The organism is Streptomyces sp. DG2A-72, assembly GCF_030499575.1.
In the GTDB taxonomy this organism is placed as follows: Bacteria; Actinomycetota; Actinomycetes; order Streptomycetales; family Streptomycetaceae; genus Streptomyces.
Map to the genome: position 1 here is coordinate 1,142,309 of NZ_JASTLC010000001.1, position 19,037 is coordinate 1,161,345.

1 pseudogene is annotated in these 19,037 nt (G+C 70.8%); it reads right to left on the bottom strand.

Annotated elements, in window-relative coordinates:
* Positions 1–189: 189 nt before the first annotated feature.
* Positions 190–19,035, bottom strand: a pseudogene (locus QQY66_RS05630) (amino acid adenylation domain-containing protein); the annotation flags it as partial.
* Between the last annotated feature and the right edge of the window lie 2 nt (positions 19,036–19,037).

A 19,037-nucleotide genomic window follows, 5' to 3' on the forward strand; every position in this document is an offset into this window, starting at 1 on the left:
GGTTGGGGATCCGGGTCAGCCGCGCCGGTGCCGTCACCTCGTCCAGCTCGGTGACGTCGCGGCCCCAGACCAGCTCGGGCAGTTCCCCGACCGGTTGCGCGGCGCCGGTGTGCAGCACCACCTCGTATCGGTACGCGGTCAGCTCGTTGTCCGCGTCACCCCGTTTGAGCAGCACCTCGACGCCGCTCAACCGGGGATGCCGGAAAGCGGTGAAGAACTCGGGTGCGAGGAGCAGTTCCTTCTCCACGGCCACCGCGTGGTCCACGGCCGACGTGCCCGATCCGGGATCCCGGAACCGCTGCACCGCCGTGTGCAACGCCCGCAGCAGACCGTGGTGCCGTACGTCGCCGACGACCACCCGGCCGCCGTCGGCCAGCAGATCGATCGCCTTGCCCAGCACGTCGCGCAGGTAGTCGGCGCTCGGGAAGTACTGGACGACCGAGTTCAGCACGATGGTGTCGAAGTGGCCACTGGGCAGCCCCGAGACGTCATGAGCCGGTCGGCATCGCAGGTGCACGTGGTCCCAGTTCTGTTCCCGCGCGTACTCCCGCAGTCTCTCCACGGCGGCCGCCGAGAAGTCCGTCGCCCAGTACTCCTCGCTCCGCCGAACCAGCGGGATCATCACCAGGCCGGAGCCCGCTCCGATTTCGAGTACCCGGCGAGGGCCGAACCGCGCCACCTGGTCCACCGCGGACCGCTGCCACTCCCGCATCTCGTCGATCGGGATGGGCGCGCCGGTGAAGGAGCTGTTCCAGCCCGCGAAATCGGCGCCCGGCTCGCGCGACAGCCCGCGGTAGACCTGGTGGTAGATGCTGCGCCATTCGTCGAGCTGCTCGTCGACGTCCGCGGTGGATCCGCCCTCGGCCGGCACGACATAGGCGGCGAGCGAGACGGCACCCGAGCGGTCCTGCCGCGGCACCACGACGGCACGTGCGACCGATGCCTGCGCGGCGAGGACGCGTTCCACCTCGCCGGGTTCCACGCGGAAGCCGCGAATCTTCACCTGTTCGTCGGAGCGGCCGAGATACTCCAGGTCGCCCTCGGCGTTCCACCGGACCAGGTCACCGGTGCGGTACATCCGCGACCCGGCCGGCCCGTACGGATCGGCGAGGAAACGCGACGCCGTCAGGGCCGGACGCCGCCCATAGCCCCGTGCCACCCCGGCACCCGCGATGTACAACTCCCCCGGCACACCCGGTGCCGCCAGCCCGAGGGACTCGTCCAGCACATACAGCCGGGTGCCCAGAGCCGGTTTGCCGATCGGCACCGGGGGTCCACTCAGTTGGCCGGTCTGGCTGGCGACGACGGTCGACTCGGTGGGCCCGTAGGCGTTCACCATTCTCCGGCCGGGCGCCCAGGTCCGCAGCAGTTCCGGCGGGCACGCCTCGGCACCGACGATGAGGGTGCTGAAGCCGGTCAGGGCCCGCGGTGCCTCGGCCGGCAGGGTGCTCAGCACCGACGGCGGGATCAGGGCGTGGGTGATGCGGTGTCCGGCGAGCGCCTGCGCCAGCTCCTCACCGGCCAGGCGATCCGCCGAGGCGATCACTAGGGCGGCGCCGGAGTCCAGGGCCCAGACGAGTTCCAGGACCGCGGCGTCGAAGCTCGGCGACGAGAACTGCATGATCCGGCTGTCCTCGTCGGCGGCACAGCGCTGACGCAGGGTGGCGGCGAGGCTCGCGAGTCCGCGGTGGGTCACCACGACGCCCTTGGGCAGGCCGGTCGAACCGGACGTGTAGATCACATACGCCGGGTGATCCACTCCCACCGGACGCACCCGATCCCCGTCACCGGGGTCGTGCTCGGGCAGCCCCTCGAACACATCCGACTCACCGATCACCAACACCGGTTCGGCATCCTGCAGCAGGTACTCCACCCGCGCCTGCGGATAGCCCGGGTCCACCGGCAGATACGCCGCACCCGCCTTCGCCACACCCAACACAGCCGCAACCTGCATCGCACCACGCGGCATCAACACGCCGACGACGTCCTCGGCACCCACACCCCGGCCGATCAGATACCACGCGACCCGGTTCGCATACGCATTCAACCGCGCATACGACCAACTCACCTCACCCTCGACCACCGCCACCGCATCCGGCGCCGCCACAACACGACGCCGGAACAGCTCCGCCAACGTCACCGCATCGACAGCAGTCTCAGCCGCTCCCCACTGGCCCAGCAGCCGAACCCGCTCCTCAGCACCGAGCAGATCCACCTCACTCAGCCGGGCCCCAGGCGCCACCACCATCGCCCTCAACACACGCACCCACCGCGCCGTGAACGCCTCGATCGTCGAACGCTCGTACAAATCCGTGGAGAACTCGACCACGCCGGTGAACCCAGCCGGGCCGCCATCGGCCGAAGTGGTCTCGGTGAGGCTCAGCGACAGGTCGAAGCGGGACGTGCCGGTGCCGCGTCCCTCCTGCCGCACCCGCAGATCGGAGAGCGTGAAGTCGGCCTCGGCGTTGTTCTGCAGGACCATGGCGATCTGGAACAGCGACTGATGCGACGCCGACCGCAGCGGATTGATCTTCTCGACCAGGTACTCGAACGGAATGTCCTGATGCGAGTAGGCGGCGAGACTGCTGTCGCGTACCCGCTGGAGCAACTCGGTGAAGGTCGGGTCGTCGGACGTATCGGTGCGCAACACCACCATGTTGACGAAGAAGCCGACCAGATCGTCGAGTTGCTCGTCGGTGCGGCCGGCCACGCCGGCGCCGACCACCACATCCGTTCCGGCGCCGGACCGGGTCAGCAGCGCGGACAGCGCCGTCTGCAGGACCATGAACAGCGTCGAACCGGTCTGCCGGGCCAGTGCCGTCAGCTCGGCGTGCAGTGCGGCATCGACCTGGAAGGTGCTCACGTCACCCTGGTAGCCGGCCACTTCCGGCCGCGGGCGGTCGGGGGCAGGGTCACCTGCTCCGGCAGGTCGGCGAGCCGATCCCGCCAGAACGCGAGCTGGCGGCCGAACTCGCTGTCCGGATCCGCGTCGTCCCCGAGCAGTTCACGATGCCACAGGCTGTAGTCGGCGTACTGCACCGGCAGCGGGGCCCAGTCCGGGGCCGTGCCGGCGCTGCGCGCGGCGTACGCCGTCGCCAGGTCGCGCGCCAACGGCCGCAGCGACCAGCCGTCGGCGACGATGTGGTGCAGGACCAGCATCAGCACCCACTCGTCGTGGCCGACCGAGAACAGCGACGCCCGCAGCGGGATCTCGTCGGCCAGGTCGAACCGGTGGCGTGCCGCGGCCCGCAACTCCTCGTCCAGGACGGTGGCGTCGGCCTCGCGCACGGCCAGCTGAATCGTGTTCTCGGCCAGGTCCAGGATCCGCTGGTACGGCTCACCGTCGTGCTCGGCGAAGACGGTGCGCAGTGCCTCGTGCCGGGCGACGACGTCGGCGAGCGCCGTCCGCAGCGCCGGCACGTCCAGATTGCCCGTCAGGCGCAGCGTGAGCGGCATGTTGTACGTCGGCGACGGGCCTTCCAGCTTGTGCAGGAACCACAGCCGCTGCTGGGCGAACGACAGCGGCAGCACGGCCGGCCGCGGCAACGGCACGAGGGCGGTCCGGGCCGGGGCGTTCGCTTCGAGGATCGCCCGCGCCAGCGCGGCCGGCGTCGAGGCCTCGAACAGGGTGAGCAGCCGGACCTCGAGGCCGAGCTCGGCACGGATCCGGCTGATCAGCCGGGTGCCCAGCAGCGAGTGGCCGCCCAGGTCGAAGAAGCTGTCCTCCAAGCCGACCCGGTCCAGACCCAGGATCTCGGCGAAGAGCCCGCACAGGATCTCTTCCTCCGGCGTACGAGGGTCTCGTCCCCCCGAGGTCTCGAACTCCGGTTCCGGCAGCGCCTCGCGGTCCAGCTTGCCGTTCGGCGTCAGCGGGATCTCCTGCACCGCCACGACCGCGACCGGTACCAGGTGGTCGGGCAGCAGGCGGCGGAGGTCCTCGCGTACGGCCGTGGGATCGGCACCGGGCCGCGCGGGGACCATGTAGCCGACCACCGCGGGGTCGCCCCGCCGATCGCTGCGGACCACCGCGACGGCGCGGGCCACATCCGGATGCGCCGCCAGCGCGGCCTCGATCTCGCCCGGTTCGACGCGGATGCCCCGGATCTGAAGCTGGTCGTCGGAGCGGCCGAGGTACTCGAGTTCCCCGTCCGCGTTCCAGCGGACCACGTCACCGGTCCGGTACATCCGCGAACCGGCCGGCCCGTACGGATCGGCCACGAACCGTGACGCGGTCAGTGCCGTACGGCCCAGGTATCCCCGTGCGACGCCGGTACCGCTGATGTACAGCTCGCCTGCCGAACCGGGCGGCACCAGGCCCAGGCCGGCGTCCAGTACGTACACCCGTGTGCCGGGCAGTGGGGCGCCGATCGGATGCGCGCTCCCGGACAGCGGACGGCTCACCGACGCCGCTACCGTCGTCTCCGTCGGCCCGTAGAGGTTCGTCATCCGGCGGCCCACCGACCAACGACGCACCAGGTCCGCCGAACACGCCTCGCCCCCGACCACCAGACTCCGCAACCCCGGCAGCCCGTCCGCCGCGTCCTCCGGCAACGTCGCCAACACCGACGGCGGCACGAACGCGTGCGACACCCCCGCACCCGCCAACAACCCGGCCAACTCCTCACCCGCCAGCCGTGTCTCGCGGGCGACGACCAGGGCGGCGCCGGCGCCGATGGCCATCATCATTTCGAGGACGGAGGCGTCGAAGCTCGGCGACGCCAGGAGCAGCACCCGGCTGTCGCCGTCGACGTCGGCGCGCTCACCCGTGCCGGAGGCGAGCGCGGCCAGGCCACGGTGGGTGACGACCGTGCCCTTGGGTCGGCCCGTCGACCCGGACGTGTAGATCACGTATGCCGGGTGGTCCACTCCCACCGGACGCACCCGGTCCACGTCGCCCGGGTCGTGCTCGGGCTGCCCCTGGAACTCGTCCGACTCACCGATCACCAGCGCCGGTTCAGCGTCCTGCAACAGATACTCCACCCGATCCTGCGGGTAGCCCGGGTCCACCGGCAGATACGCCGCACCCGCCTTCGCGATGCCCAGCACTGTGGCGATCTGCGTCGCGCTGCGCGGCATCAGTACGCCGACGACGTCCTCGGCACCCACACCCCGGCCGATCAGATACCACGCGACGCGATTCGCATGCGCGTTGAGCTGCGCATACGACCAGCTGACGGCTCCCTCGACCACCGCGGTCGCGTCCGGTGTCGCCGCGACGCGACGTTGGAACAGCTCTGCCAGGGTCGCCGGTTGTACCGCCGCCGCCGGCTCGGTGTACGACCAGCGGGTCAGTTGGTCGCGCTCGCCGTCGAGCAGCAGGTCCACGGATCCGATCCGCTGCTCCGGGTCGCGTACGACGGCGGCAAGGAACCGCAGCCAGCGCCCGATGAAGGCATCGATCGTCGCGGCGTCGTACAGGTCGGTGGCGTATTCGACGGCCCCGATCACACCGGCGGCGCCGTCGGCGTTCTGCTGCTCCGCGAGGCTGATGAACAGGTCGGTGCGGGACAGCCCAGTGCTGACGCCCTCCATGCGGGTGTGCAGTCCGGGCAGGTCGAAGCTGGTTTCGGGGTTGTTCTGGAAGGCCAGCAGCACCTGGAACAACGGGCTGTGCGCGGTACTGCGATGCGGATTGAGCTTCTCCACCAGAAACTCGAACGGCACATCCTGATGCGCATACGCCGCCAGCGACGTCTCCCGCACCCGTCGCAACAGCTCGTCGAAGCCCGGATTCCCCGACGTGTCCGTCCGCAGGACAAGCGTATTGACGAAGAAACCCACCAGATCATCGAGCGCATCATCCGTCCGGCCGGCGACGGGACTGCCGACCGGCACATCAGTACCCGCACCCGACCGCGTCAGCACCGCGGCAAGCGCCGCCTGCAACACCATGAACAACGTCGCACCACTACGCCGCGCCAACACCAGCAGACCGGCGTGCAGATCGGCGTCCACCCGGAACATGCACACATCGCCGGCATACGACGCCGTCTGCGGCCTCGCCCGATCAGCCGGCAGCGTCACCTGCTCCGGCAGCCCCGCCAACTGCCCACGCCAGTACGCCAGCTGACGCCCGAACACACTCTCCGGATCAGCCTCATCGCCCAGGAGCCGCCGCTGCCACAACGTGTAGTCCGCGTACTGCACCGGCAACGGCGACCACGACGGACCACGCCCCGCCCGACGATCCCCATACGCCCTAGCCAAGTCCCGCGCCAACGGCCCCAGCGACCAACCGTCCGCCGCGACATGGTGCACCACCAACAGCAGCACCCACTCCCCCGAACCAGCCGCGAACAACCACGCCCGCACCGGAACCTCACGCGAGAGATCGAACTCATAACGCGCCGCATCCCGCAACACCCGCGGCAACTCGCCCCCGGACACCTCACGCACCGGCAGATCGACCCCGGCAACGTCGAGGATCTGCTGATACGGCACCCCCTCCGACTCCGCGAACACCGTCCTCAACGCCTCATGCCGACCGACCACATCACCCAGCGCCGCCCGCAACGCCGACACGTCCAGGGCACCGGACAGCCGGATCGCCAACGGCGAGTTGTACGTCGCCGACGGACCCTCCAACTGGTGCAGGAACCACAACCGCTGCTGCGCAGACGACAACGGCAACAACTCAGGCCGCACCACCCGCTCCAACGCCACCTGCACCCGACCCTGCTGCTCCCCCAACACCACCGCCAACTCCGCCGGCGAAGGCGCCGCGAACAGCGCGCGCGGCGCCAGTTCGCAGCGGAACGCCTTGCGGATCAGGATGATCAGCCGGGTGGCGAGCAGCGAGTGCCCGCCCAGATCGAAGAAGCTGTCGTCGGGTCCCACCTGCGGCAGGCCGAGCACCTGGGCGAAGAGGAGGCAGAGCAACTCCTCCTGCGGCGTACGCGGTGCGCGGGTACGGCCGTCGGTCTGCTCGGGATCCGGCAGCGCCCGCTCGTCGATCTTCCCGTGCGAGGTGCGAGGAATCTCGTCCAGCAGGACGACGGCCGACGGAACCAGGTGCTCGGGCAGTTCGTTCTGCAACTGCGCGCGCAGTTCATCACCGTTGATCGCCCGGTCGGCGACCGGAACGGCGTACGCCAAGAGCCGCAGGTCGTCGTGCTGGTCCGGTCGGACGATCACGGCAGCCTGGGCGACAGCGGTGTGCCGGAGCAGCACGGACGCCACCTCGCCGGGTTCCACGCGGAAGCCCCGGATCTTCACCTGTTCGTCGGAGCGGCCGAGATACTCCAGGTCGCCCTCGGCGTTCCACCGGACCAGGTCACCGGTGCGGTACATCCGCGACCCGGCAGGCCCGTACGGATCGGCGAGGAAACGCGACGCCGTCAGGGCCGGACGCCGCCCATAGCCCCGTGCCACCCCGGCACCCGCGATGTACAACTCCCCCGGCACACCCGGTGCCGCAGGTTGCAGCCCGTCGTCCAGGACGTACAACCGGGTGTTGAGCACCGGACGGCCGATCGGCGCGGAGCCGGGCGACAGTTCCCCGCTCATCGACGCGCAGACGGTCGACTCGGTGGGACCGTAGGCGTTGAACATACGGCGGCCTGGCGACCATCGCGCGGTCAGCTCGGGCGTGCACGCCTCGCCCGCCACCACCAGGGTGCCGAGGTCGGGCAGGTGGGCGGCGGTTTCGGCGGGCAGCGTCGCCAGCACGGTGGGCGGCAGGGTGAGGTGGGTGACGCGGTGTTCGCGCAGGACGGCCGCCAGGTCCTCGCCGGCGAGGCGGTCGGTCTCGGGCAGCACCAGGGCGGCGCCCGAGCCGAGGGCCATCACGAGTTCCCAGACCGTGGCGTCGAAGCCGAGCGCGGCGAACTGCAGCACCCGGGAGCCCTCGTTCACCCCGAACCGCTGCTGAGTCGCCGCCATGCTCGCGAGTCCGCGGTGGGTCACCACGACGCCCTTGGGCAGGCCGGTCGAACCGGACGTGTAGATCACATACGCCGGGTGATCCACTCCCACCGGACGCACCCGATCCCCGTCACCGGGGTCGTGCTCGGGCAGCCCCTCGAACACATCCGACTCACCGATCACCAACACCGGTTCGGCATCCTGCAGCAGGTACTCCACCCGCGCCTGCGGATAGCCCGGGTCCACCGGCAGATACGCCGCACCCGCCTTCGCCACACCCAACACAGCCGCAACCTGCATCGCACCACGCGGCATCAACACGCCGACGACGTCCTCGGCACCCACACCCCGGCCGATCAGATACCACGCGACCCGGTTCGCACACGCATTCAACCGCGCATACGACCAACTCACCTCACCCTCGACCACCGCCACCGCATCCGGCGCCGCCACAACACGACGCCGGAACAGCTCCGCCAACGTCACCGCATCGACAGCAGTCTCAGCCGTCCCCCACTGGCCCAGCAGCCGAACCCGCTCCTCAGCACCGAGCAGATCCACCTCACTCAGCCGGGCCCCAGGCGCCACCACCATCGCCCTCAACACACGCACCCACCGCGCCGTGAACGCCTCGATCGTCGAACGCTCGTACAAATCCGTGGAGAACTCGACCACGCCGGTGAACCCAGCCGGGCCGCCATCGCCTGCCGCGGCCTCGACGATGTTGATCGACAGGTCGACCCGGGAGACGCCGGTGTCGACCGACGCGCCGGAGGCGGTGACACCCGGCAGGCTGATGTTCTGCTCGGCGGTGTTCTGCAGTCCGAACAGGATCTGGACAAGGGGGTGATGGGCGGCCGACCGGTGCGGGTTGAGCCGTTCCACCAGGTACTCGAAGGGCATGTGCTGGTGGGCGTACGCGGCCAGGGAGGTCTCGCGCACGCGGGTGAGCAGGTCGCTCAGCGTGGGATCACCACTGGTGTCGGTGCGCAGCACCAGCATGTTGACGAAGAGACCGACCAGGTCCTCCAGGCGGTCATCCGTGCGCCCGGCGATAGGTGAGCCGACCGCGATGTCGGTTCCGGCGCCGAGGCGCGTCAGCAGGCCGGCCAGTCCGGCTTGCAGGATCATGAACAGGGTGGTGCCGGTTTCCCGGGCCAGGCGGACGAGCTCGCTGTGCTGTTCGGCGTCGAGGTCGAAGGTGACCGTCTCGCCGCGGTAGCTCGCGACAGCCGGGCGCGGCCGGTCGGTGGGCAGCGTCATCTGGTCCGGCAGGTCCGCCAGTTCCTGGAGCCAGTGGGCAAGCTGGCGGCTGAAGACGCTGTCGGGGGCGTCGTCGGTGCCGAGGTGCTCGCGCTGCCAGAGGGTGTAGTCGGCGTACTGCACGGCCAGTGGCTGCCATGAGGGTGAGGTGCCGGCCCGGCGGCTCGTGTACGCGTCCGTCAGGTCGGACACGAGGACCTGCAGCGACCAGCCGTCGGCGACGATGTGGTGCAGGACCAGCATCAGCACCCACTCGCCGGAACCGGTTGCGAACAACCACGCCCGCAGCGGGATCTCGCGGGCCAGGTCGAACTCGTGCCGAGCCGCCTCGCCCAACGCCTGCGGCAGTTCCGCCTCCGTGATCGCCCGGACCTCCAGCTCGGGCACGGCCTCGGCCACGTCCAGGATCCGCTGGTACGGGTTTCCGCCCTGCTCGGCGAAGACGGTCCGCAGCACCTCGTGCCGGGCGACGACATCGGCCAGCGCCATCCGCAGCGCCGGCACGTCCAGGTCGCCGGAAAGCCGTATCGCCAGTGGCGAGTTGTAGGTCGCCGACGGGCCTTCCAGCTTGTGCAGGAACCACAGGCGCTGCTGGGCGAACGACAGCGGCAGGACCTGGGGTCGTGGCATCGGCTGCAACCGGGCCGGGACGGGGCTGCCCTCCACCAGCCGGCCGGCGAGCTGCCGGGGGGTCGGGGCGTTGAAGAACGTCCGCATCGACACATCGACGCCGAGCGCGCCGCGCACCCGCGAGATCAGTCGGCCGGCCAGCAGGGAGTGCCCGCCCAGGTCGAAGAAGTTGTCCTCGGCGCCGATCTGCGTGATCCCCAGAACGTCGGCGAACACCGACCGCAGGATCTCCTCCTGCGGCGTGCCCGGCGACCGGTTGTCCGCGCCCGTGGTGACGAAGCGAGGCTCGGGAAGGGCGTTGCGGTCCAGCTTTCCGTTGGCGTTCAACGGGAACTCGTCGAGCACGACGATCGCGGCCGGTATCAGATAATCAGGCAGTTCGCGGCGCAACTCCTCGCGCAGCCGGGTGGCGTCGGCGGGTTCCTCGCCTGCCGTGACGTACGCGCACAGCGCCTGGAAGCCTTGCTGATCAGGGCGGGCGACCACAACGGCCTGCGAGACGCCTGGCTGCCGGAGCAGCGTTGCCTCGATCTCGCCCGGTTCGACGCGGATGCCCCGGATCTTGAGCTGGTCGTCGGAGCGGCCGAGGTACTCGAGTTCCCCGTCCGCGTTCCAGCGGACCACGTCACCGGTCCGGTACATCCGCGAACCGGCCGGCCCGTACGGATCGGCCACGAACCGTGACGCGGTCAGGCCGAAGCGGCCCAGATATCCGCGCGCGACCCCGGCCCCGCCGATGTACAGCTCGCCCCGCGAGCCGCGCGGCACCATCCCCAGACCCGCGTCCAGCACATACACCCGCGTCCCCGCCAGTGGGGCGCCGATCGGATGCGCGCTCCCGGACAGCGGACGGCTCACCGACGCCGCTACCGTCGTCTCCGTCGGCCCGTAGAGGTTCGTCATCCGGCGGCCCACCGACCAACGACGCACCAGGTCCGCCGAACACGCCTCGCCCCCGACCACCAGACTCCGCAACCCCGGCAGCCCGTCCGCCGCGTCCTCCGGCAACGTCGCCAACACCGACGGCGGCACGAACGCGTGCGACACCCCCGCACCCGCCAACAACCCGGCCAACTCCTCACCCGCCAGCCGACCGGGTTCGGGCATCACGAGGACGGCGCCGACGTGGAACGTGGTGAGGAACTCGAAGACGGAGACGTCGAAGCTCGGTGAGGTGAGCTGCAGAACCCGGCTGTCCCGGTCGACGTCCGCCCGCTCGCCACCGCTGACCGCCAGCGCGAACAGGCCCGTGTGGGTGACGACCGTGCCCTTGGGCCGGCCCGTCGACCCGGATGTGTAGATGACGTACGCCGGGTGTTCGACCCGCAGGGCGGTCCGCCGGTCGGCATCGGCCGGGTCGGTCACCGGCAGGTCCCGGAGAGCGGAGGCCATGGCCGGGTCGTCGACCGTGATCGCGCCGGCCCCGGCCGCCGCGTCCGCGTGGGCGGTGTCGGTGAGCAGGAGCTTCGGCCGGGCGTCCTCGATGAGGTAGCCGACCCGTTCCGCCGGGTACGCCGGGTCGATCGGCAGGAACGCGGCGCCGGCCTTGCCGATCCCGAGAAGGGTGGCGATCTGCAGCGCGCTGCGCGGCATCAGTACGCCGACGACGTCCTCGGCACCCACACCCCGGCCGATCAGATACCACGCGACGCGATTCGCATGCGCGTTGAGCTGCGCATACGACCAGGTGAGGTCCTGCTCGATCACCGCGGTCGCGTCCGGCGTCGCGGTGGCCGTGGCTTCGAAGATCGCCGGCCACGCCAGCTGTTCGGGGGCCGGTACATCGCGGCCGGACAGGGCGAGGACCGTGGCGTTCTCCTCGTCGGAGAGCAGGTCGATGGCGTTGATCCGGCGGCCCGGGTCCTCGACGGCCGCCTGCAGCATGCGCACGAAGCGCGACACGAACGACTCGACGGTGCTCGCGTCGTACAGATCGGTCGCGTACTCGACGGCACCGCGGATGCCCTGCGGTTGGCCGTCGTCCCCGAACGACTCGGTGATGTTGAGGGTCAGGTCCACCCGGGACACACCGGTGACGATCTCGTCGGGCTCGGTGTGCAGTCCGGGCAGGTCGAAGCTGGTTTCGGGGTTGTTCTGGAAGGCCAGCAGCACCTGGAACAACGGGCTGTGCGCGGTACTGCGATGCGGATTGAGCTTCTCCACCAGAAACTCGAACGGCACATCCTGATGCGCATACGCCGCCAGCGACGTCTCCCGCACCCGTCGCAACAGTTCATCGAAGCCCGGATTCCCCGACGTGTCCGTCCGCAGGACAAGCGTATTGACGAAGAAACCCACCAGATCATCGAGCGCATCATCCGTGCGACCGGCGACGGGACTGCCGACCGGCACATCAGTACCCGCACCCGACCGCGTCAGCACCGCGGCAAGCGCCGCCTGCAACACCATGAACAACGTCGCACCACTACGCCGCGCCAACACCAGCAGACCGGCGTGCAGATCGGCGTCCACCCGGAACATGCACACATCGCCGGCATACGACGCCGTCTGCGGCCTCGCCCGATCAGCCGGCAGCGTCACCTGCTCCGGCAGCCCCGCCAACTGCCCACGCCAGTACGCCAGCTGACGCCCGAACACACTCTCCGGATCAGCCTCATCGCCCAGGAGCCGCCGCTGCCACAACGTGTAGTCCGCGTACTGCACCGGCAACGGCGACCACGACGGACCACGCCCCGCCCGACGATCCCCATACGCCCTAGCCAAGTCCCGCGCCAACGGCCCCAGCGACCAACCGTCCGCCGCGACATGGTGCACCACCAACAGCAGCACCCACTCCCCCGAACCAGCCGCGAACAACCACGCCCGCACCGGAACCTCACGCGAGAGATCGAACTCATAACGCGCCGCATCCCGCAACACCCGCGGCAACTCGCCCCCGGACACCTCACGCACCGGCAGATCGACTTCGCTGACATCGAGGATCTGCTGATACGGCACCCCCTCCGACTCCGCGAACACCGTCCTCAACGCCTCATGCCGACCGACCACATCACCCAGCGCCGCCCGCAACGCCGACACGTCCAGGGCACCGGACAGCCGGATCGCCAACGGCGAGTTGTACGTCGCCGACGGACCCTCCAACTGGTGCAGGAACCACAACCGCTGCTGCGCAGACGACAACGGCAACAACTCAGGCCGCACCACCCGCTCCAACGCCACCTGCACCCGACCCTGCTGCTCCCCCAACACCACCGCCAACTCCGCCGGCGAAGGCGCCGCGAAGATCTGCTGCAGGAGCGCCTCGACGCCCAGCACCGAGCGGATCCGGCTGGTCAGCCGGGTGGCGAGCAGCGAGTGCCCGCCCAGATCGAAGAAGCTGTCGTCGACACCGACCCGCTCCAGGCCCAGGATGTCGGCGTACAGCTCGCACAGGATCTGCTCCTGCGGCGTCCGCGGCTGCCGGCCGCCTGACACCATCACCTCCGGGTCCGGCAGCGCCCGGCGGTCGATCTTTCCGTTCGGGGTGACCGGGATCCGCTCGATCGGGGTGATCGTCGCCGGGACCATGTAGTCCGGCAGCAACTCCTTCACCGTCGAGCGCAGTTCGGAAACCAGTTCGCCGACCGTACGGGCCACCGCGGGAACGTTGGCCTGCTCGACGGCCTCGGCCGGGCGATAGACATCTGCCAGCGGCTCCGCCTCGGCGGCGTCCGTCAGCACGACGTCGTAGGTGTTCCAGCGATGCGACGACCAGGTCGGCACCGCCCGCATGCCACGCGCCGCCGCCCACTGCCGCAGCGCCTCGGGCTCGAGCTCGGGCCCCGCCGACGTCGGCACCGCGTCCGCGCCGTCCAGCACTCGCATCGCGGCCACGCCATCGGCCAGCCGAGGATTCGGGATGCGCGTCACCCGCGCCGGACCGGTCACCTCGTCCAGATCGGTGATGTCCTGGCCCCACACCAGTACGGGCAGCGTCGCGAGCCGCCGCGCCGGTGCGGTGTGCAGAACGACCTCGTAGCGGTAGCCGGTCAGTTCGTCCGACGCCCGGCCGGCCTTGAGCGACACCTCGACACCGGAGATGGCCGGGTGTTTGAAGGAGGTGAAGAACTCCGGAGCCAGCAGCAGTTCCTTCTCCACCGCCATCGCGCGCTCCACCGCCGCGCGCAGCCCTTGGGTGCCACGGAAGTCGTGCACCGCCGCCTGGAACACGCGGAGCAGGCCGTAGTGCCGGACGTCGCCGATGATCACCCGGCCGCCGTCGGCGAGAAGGTCCATGACCTGCGTCAGCACGTCGCGCAGGTAGTCGGCGCTCGGGAAGTACTGCACCACCGAGTTGATGACGACGGTGTCGAAACGGCGGCGGGGCAAGCCGGAGAGGTCGTGCGCCGGCTGGCAGGACAACCGCACGTGCTCCCAACCGCGTGCGCGGGCGAAATCCCTGAGCCGGTCGATCGAGACCTGCGAGAGGTCGGTTCCCCAGTACTCGTCGACCACGTCGGCCAGCGGGGTCATCAGCAGACCGGAACCCGCGCCGACCTCCAGGACCCGGCCGGGACCGAACCGCAGCACCGCGTCCACCGCGGCCCGCTGCCATTCCCGCATCTCCTCGACCGGGATCGGGCCACCGGTGAACGAGCTGTTCCAGCCCACGAAGTCGTTGCCCGCGTCACCGGAGAAGCCGGTGTAGACCTGGTCGTAGAGGTCGTTCCACTCGGACAGCTGATCGTCGAAGCCCGTGGTCGCCGCCTGCGCCGCCAGCACGGCGTACGCCGCGAGGGAAACGGCTCCCGAACGGTCCCGGCGCGGCACCACCACCGCCCGCTCGACCGACGGCTGGTTCGCGAGGACACGCTCGACCTCGGCGGGTTCGACCCTGAAGCCCCGGATCTTCACCTGCTCGTCGGAGCGCCCCAGGTATTCCAGCTCGCCGTCGGCGTTCCACCGGACGACGTCGCCGGTCCGGTACATCCTCGATCCGGGATCGCCGAACGGGCTCGCGACGAACCGCGACGCCGTCAGGCCGCCCCGGTCGAGGTACCCCCTGGCCAGGCCCGCGCCGCCGATGTACAACTCTCCCGGTACGCCGGGAGCGGCCGGCCGGAGCGTCTCGTCCAGGACGTACAGCTCGGAGTCGAACACCGGCTTGCCGATCGGTGCGCGCGCCTCGGCCAGCGGGAAGGTGTGCGAGGCGGCGATCGTGCACTCGGTCGGGCCGTACGCGTTCACGACATCACGCCCCGGCATCCACAGCCGGACGAGTTCGGACGGGCAGGCCTCCGCGCCGACGCTGAGCATGCGGAACTCGGGCAGCAGGCCGGCCGTTTCCGGCGCCAGGGTGCTCAGTGCGGACGGCGGGATGTGCGCGTGGGTGATGCGGTGCTCGGTCAGTGCCCGGGCGAGTTCCTCGCCGGCCAGGCGGTGCTGGCTGGCGATGACCAGCCGGGCTCCGGAGCTGAACGCCCACACCATCTCCAGCACCGAGGCGTCCACGCTCGGCGACGACAGCTGCAGCACGCGGCTGTCCTCGTCCGCCGCGCACCGCTGCCGCAGGGTCTCGGCGAAGGCGGCGAGGCCGCGGTGGGTCACCACTACGCCCTTGGGCCGGCCGGTCGAACCGGACGTGTAGATGACGTAGGCCGGGTTGTCGACGTTCACCGGCCGGACGCGGTCGTCGTCGGTGGGGTTGTCCTCCCGGCCCGTCTGCCGCAAGACGGAGCCGTCCTCGTCGACCGTGACCAGCTCGCAGGTCAGGTCGGAGGGCAGGTCCTCGGCACCCTCGCGGGTGGTCAGCACCAGCCGGGGGGCCGAGTCGGTGATCACGTGCCGGTTGCGGCGGGCCGGGAAGACGAGGTCCACCGGCACGTACGCCGCACCGGCCTTGAGTACTCCGAGCAGCGCGGCCACCAGGCCGGCGGACCGCGGCATCGCGATGCCGACCAGGTCTTCGGGGCCGATGCCCCGCTCGATGAGGCGGCGGGCGACGTGGTTGGCGTAGCGGTTCAGCTCACGGTAGGTCCAGACGTCGCTGCCGTCGCTCACGGCGATGGCGTCGGGCGTGGCCGCCACCTGACGCTCGAACAGATCGCTGAAGGTCACCGGCACGACGTCTTGCCGGTACCGGCGCCACCCGGCCAGCCGGGAGGCGTCGTCGGGGGTGGTGACGTCCAGGGTGTCGATCCGGCGCCCCGGGTCCGCCACGACCTGGCGGATCAACTGGGTCCAGCGCTCGACGACGGCCTGTGCCGTCTGCGGGTCGTAAAGGTCGGCGGCGTACTCCACGGTGCCGCTGATGCCGGCCGGGGTGCCGTCGGGCGTCGTGCTCTCGGCGACGCTCAGCGACAGGTCGAAGCGGGCGGTGCCGGTCGGCACCGTCTCGGCGCGTACCCGGAGTCCGGGCAGGTCGAACGGGACGGAGGTGTTGTTCTGCAGGACCAGCGCGACCTGGAACAGCGACTGGCGCCCGGCACTCCGGTGCGGGTTGAGGCTCTCGACCAGCTGCTCGAACGGGATGTCCTGATGGCTGTACGCCGCGAGGCTGGTGTCGCGCACCCGGTGCAGCAGATCCGCGAACCGTGGGGTGTCGGCCGTGTCGGTGCGCAGCACCAGCATATTGACGAAGAGCCCGACCAGGTCGTCGAGGGCGGGCTCGGACCGGCCGGCGACACCGGCGCCGATGGCGATGTCGGTGCCCGCGCCGAGCCGGGTCAGCAGCGCCGCCAGGGCCGCCTGCAGAACCATGTAGACGGTGGCGCCGTTGCCGCGGGCGAGCTCCGAGATACCGGCGTGCAGCTCGGCGTCCAGGGTGATCGGGACAACGCCGCCCCGGTAGGTCGGCACGGCCGGCCGGAGCCGGTCGCCGTGCACGGTGACCTCGTCGGGAAGCTCGGCCAGCTGCTCGCGCCAGTACCGCAACTGCCCGTTCAGCGGGCTGGCCGGGTCGTCCTCGTCGCCGAGCATCGCGCGTTGCCAGAGCGTGTAGTCGGCGTACTGGACCGGGAGCGGCAGCCACTGCGGTGCGGCCCCGTCGCGCCGCGCGGAGTAGGCGGTGACCAGGTCCCTGGCCAGCGGCGCCCCGGACCAGCCGTCGCCGGCGATGTGGTGGATGACGAGCATCAGCACGGACTCGTCCGGGCCGAGGACGAGCAGCTCGGCCCGGACCGGGATCTGCCGCGCCAGGTCGAACGCGTGCCGCGCCGACCGGCGCAGTTCCTTGTCCAGGTCCGCCGCGTCGATCCGGCGCACGGGCAGGTCCGGGCGTACGTCGTCGGGGGGCAGGATCTGCTGGTACGGCTGTCCGGCGATCTCGGGGAAGAGGGTGCGCAGCGGTTCGTGGCGGCGGACGACGTCGGCCAGGGCGGCGGCGAGCGCGCCGGTGTCGACAGTTCCGGTCATGTGCAGGGCGAGCGGCATGTTGTACGTCGCCGACGGCCCTTGGAGCCGGTGCAGGAACCACAGCCGCTGCTGTGCGAAGGACAGCGGAATCCGCTCGGGCCGCGGCAGGCGGGTCAGCTCCGGGCGAGCCGGCCCTGCCTCCTGCCGCTGCAGGTGCGCGGCGAGGCCTGCCGGGGTCGGCCTCTCGAAGAAGTCCCTCATGTCGACGTCGAGGCCGAGGGTGCCGCGGATCCGGCCGATCAGCCGGCCGGCCAGCAGGGAGTGCCCGCCCAGGTCGAAGAAATTGTCGTCGAAACCGATCTGCGGCAGCTCGAGGATCTCGGCGAACAGGACCCGCAGCATGTCCTCCAGCGGGCTGCGCGCGGTCCGGTCCAGCCCGGCCGGGGTGTACTCCGGGTCCGGAAGGGCGTCGCGGTCGACCTTGCCGTTCGGGGTCAGCGGCAGGCTGTCGAGCAGCACGACGCTCGCCGGGACCAGGTATGCCGGCAGTGTGGTGCGCAGTTCGTCGCGCAGCTCCGCCGCGCTCGTCGTGGCGGAGGCCGGCACCACGTAGGCGGCGAGCTGCCGTTCCCCGCGGGCGTCGGCGCGTACGGCGACGGCCGCGTGCACCACGTCGGCCCGCCGCTGCAGCACTGCTTCGAGTTCGCCGGGCTCCACCCGGGCGCCACGGATCTTGACCTGGTCGTCGGCGCGGCGCAGGAACTCCAGCCGGCCGTCCGGGCGTTGCAGGCCGATATCGCCAGTGCGGTACATCCGCGAACCGGGCGGCCCGTAAGGGTCGGCGAGGAAGCGGGTGGCGGTCAGGCCCGAACGGCGCAGATAGCCCCGTGCCACGTTGGCGCCCGCGACGTACAGCTCGCCCGGCTGCCCCGGGGCGAGCTGCGCCAGTCCGTCGTCCAGCACGTAGACGCGGGTTTGCTCGATGGGTGTGCCGATCGGGGCGTCGGTGCCGGTCAGCGGCGCCGTAAGGGTGGCGGCCACGGTGGTCTCGGTCGCGCCGTACCCGTTGATCAGCCGGCGGCCCGCCGACCACCGGCGTACCAGCTCGGGCGGGCAGGTCTCGCCGCCGATGTGCACGGTGGTCAGGTCGGGCAGCAGGTTCTCGGCGTCCGGCGGAAGCGATGCCAGCACCGGGACCGGGAGCGTGACGCACGTGATCCGCTCCTCCCGGAGCACCCGGAGCAGGTCGTCACCCAGGAGCCGTTCGGCCCGGGGGACGACCAGGGTGCCACCGGTGGCCACCGCGGTGAGCAGCTCCCAGATCGCGACGTCGAAACCGAGCGACGCCAGTTGCAGCACGCGCGGGGTGTGGCCGGGGGCGTGCTGACCGGTGATGGTGCGGGCGAGGTTGACCGTGCTGCCGTGGCTGACGCCGACGCCCTTCGGCGTCCCGGTGGAGCCGGAGGTGTAGATGACGTACGCGAGGTGGTCCGCGGTGAGCGCGCAGACCCGGTCCGCGTCCCCGGGATTGCTCGCGGGCTGCGCGGCCCATGCCGCGGCGACGGACGGGTCGCCGACCTGAATGGCCCCGGCGAAGCTGTCGTCCGTGCTGCCGGTCAGCACCAGGCTCGGCGCGGCGTCGCCCAGCAGGTATCCGATGTGCTCGGCCGGCAGGACCGGGTCGAGCGGCAGATAGACGGCGCCCGCTTTGAGCGTGCCGAGCAGCGCGGCAACCTGGTCGATGCCGCGGGCGAGGGCGACGCCCACTGTCTGCTCCGGCCCGACGCCCCGCTCGATCAGCCACCACGCGATGCGGTTGGCGGCGGAGTTCAGCTCCCGGTAGGACCACGAGCGGCCACCGTCGGTGATCATCGGCGCGTCGGGGTGCGCCTCGACCATCGACTCGTACAACCGGACGATTGTGGGCCGCGCGCCGGGCAGTTGAGTCGCGGCCACTACATCAGCAGAGCTCATGCTCACTTCCATCG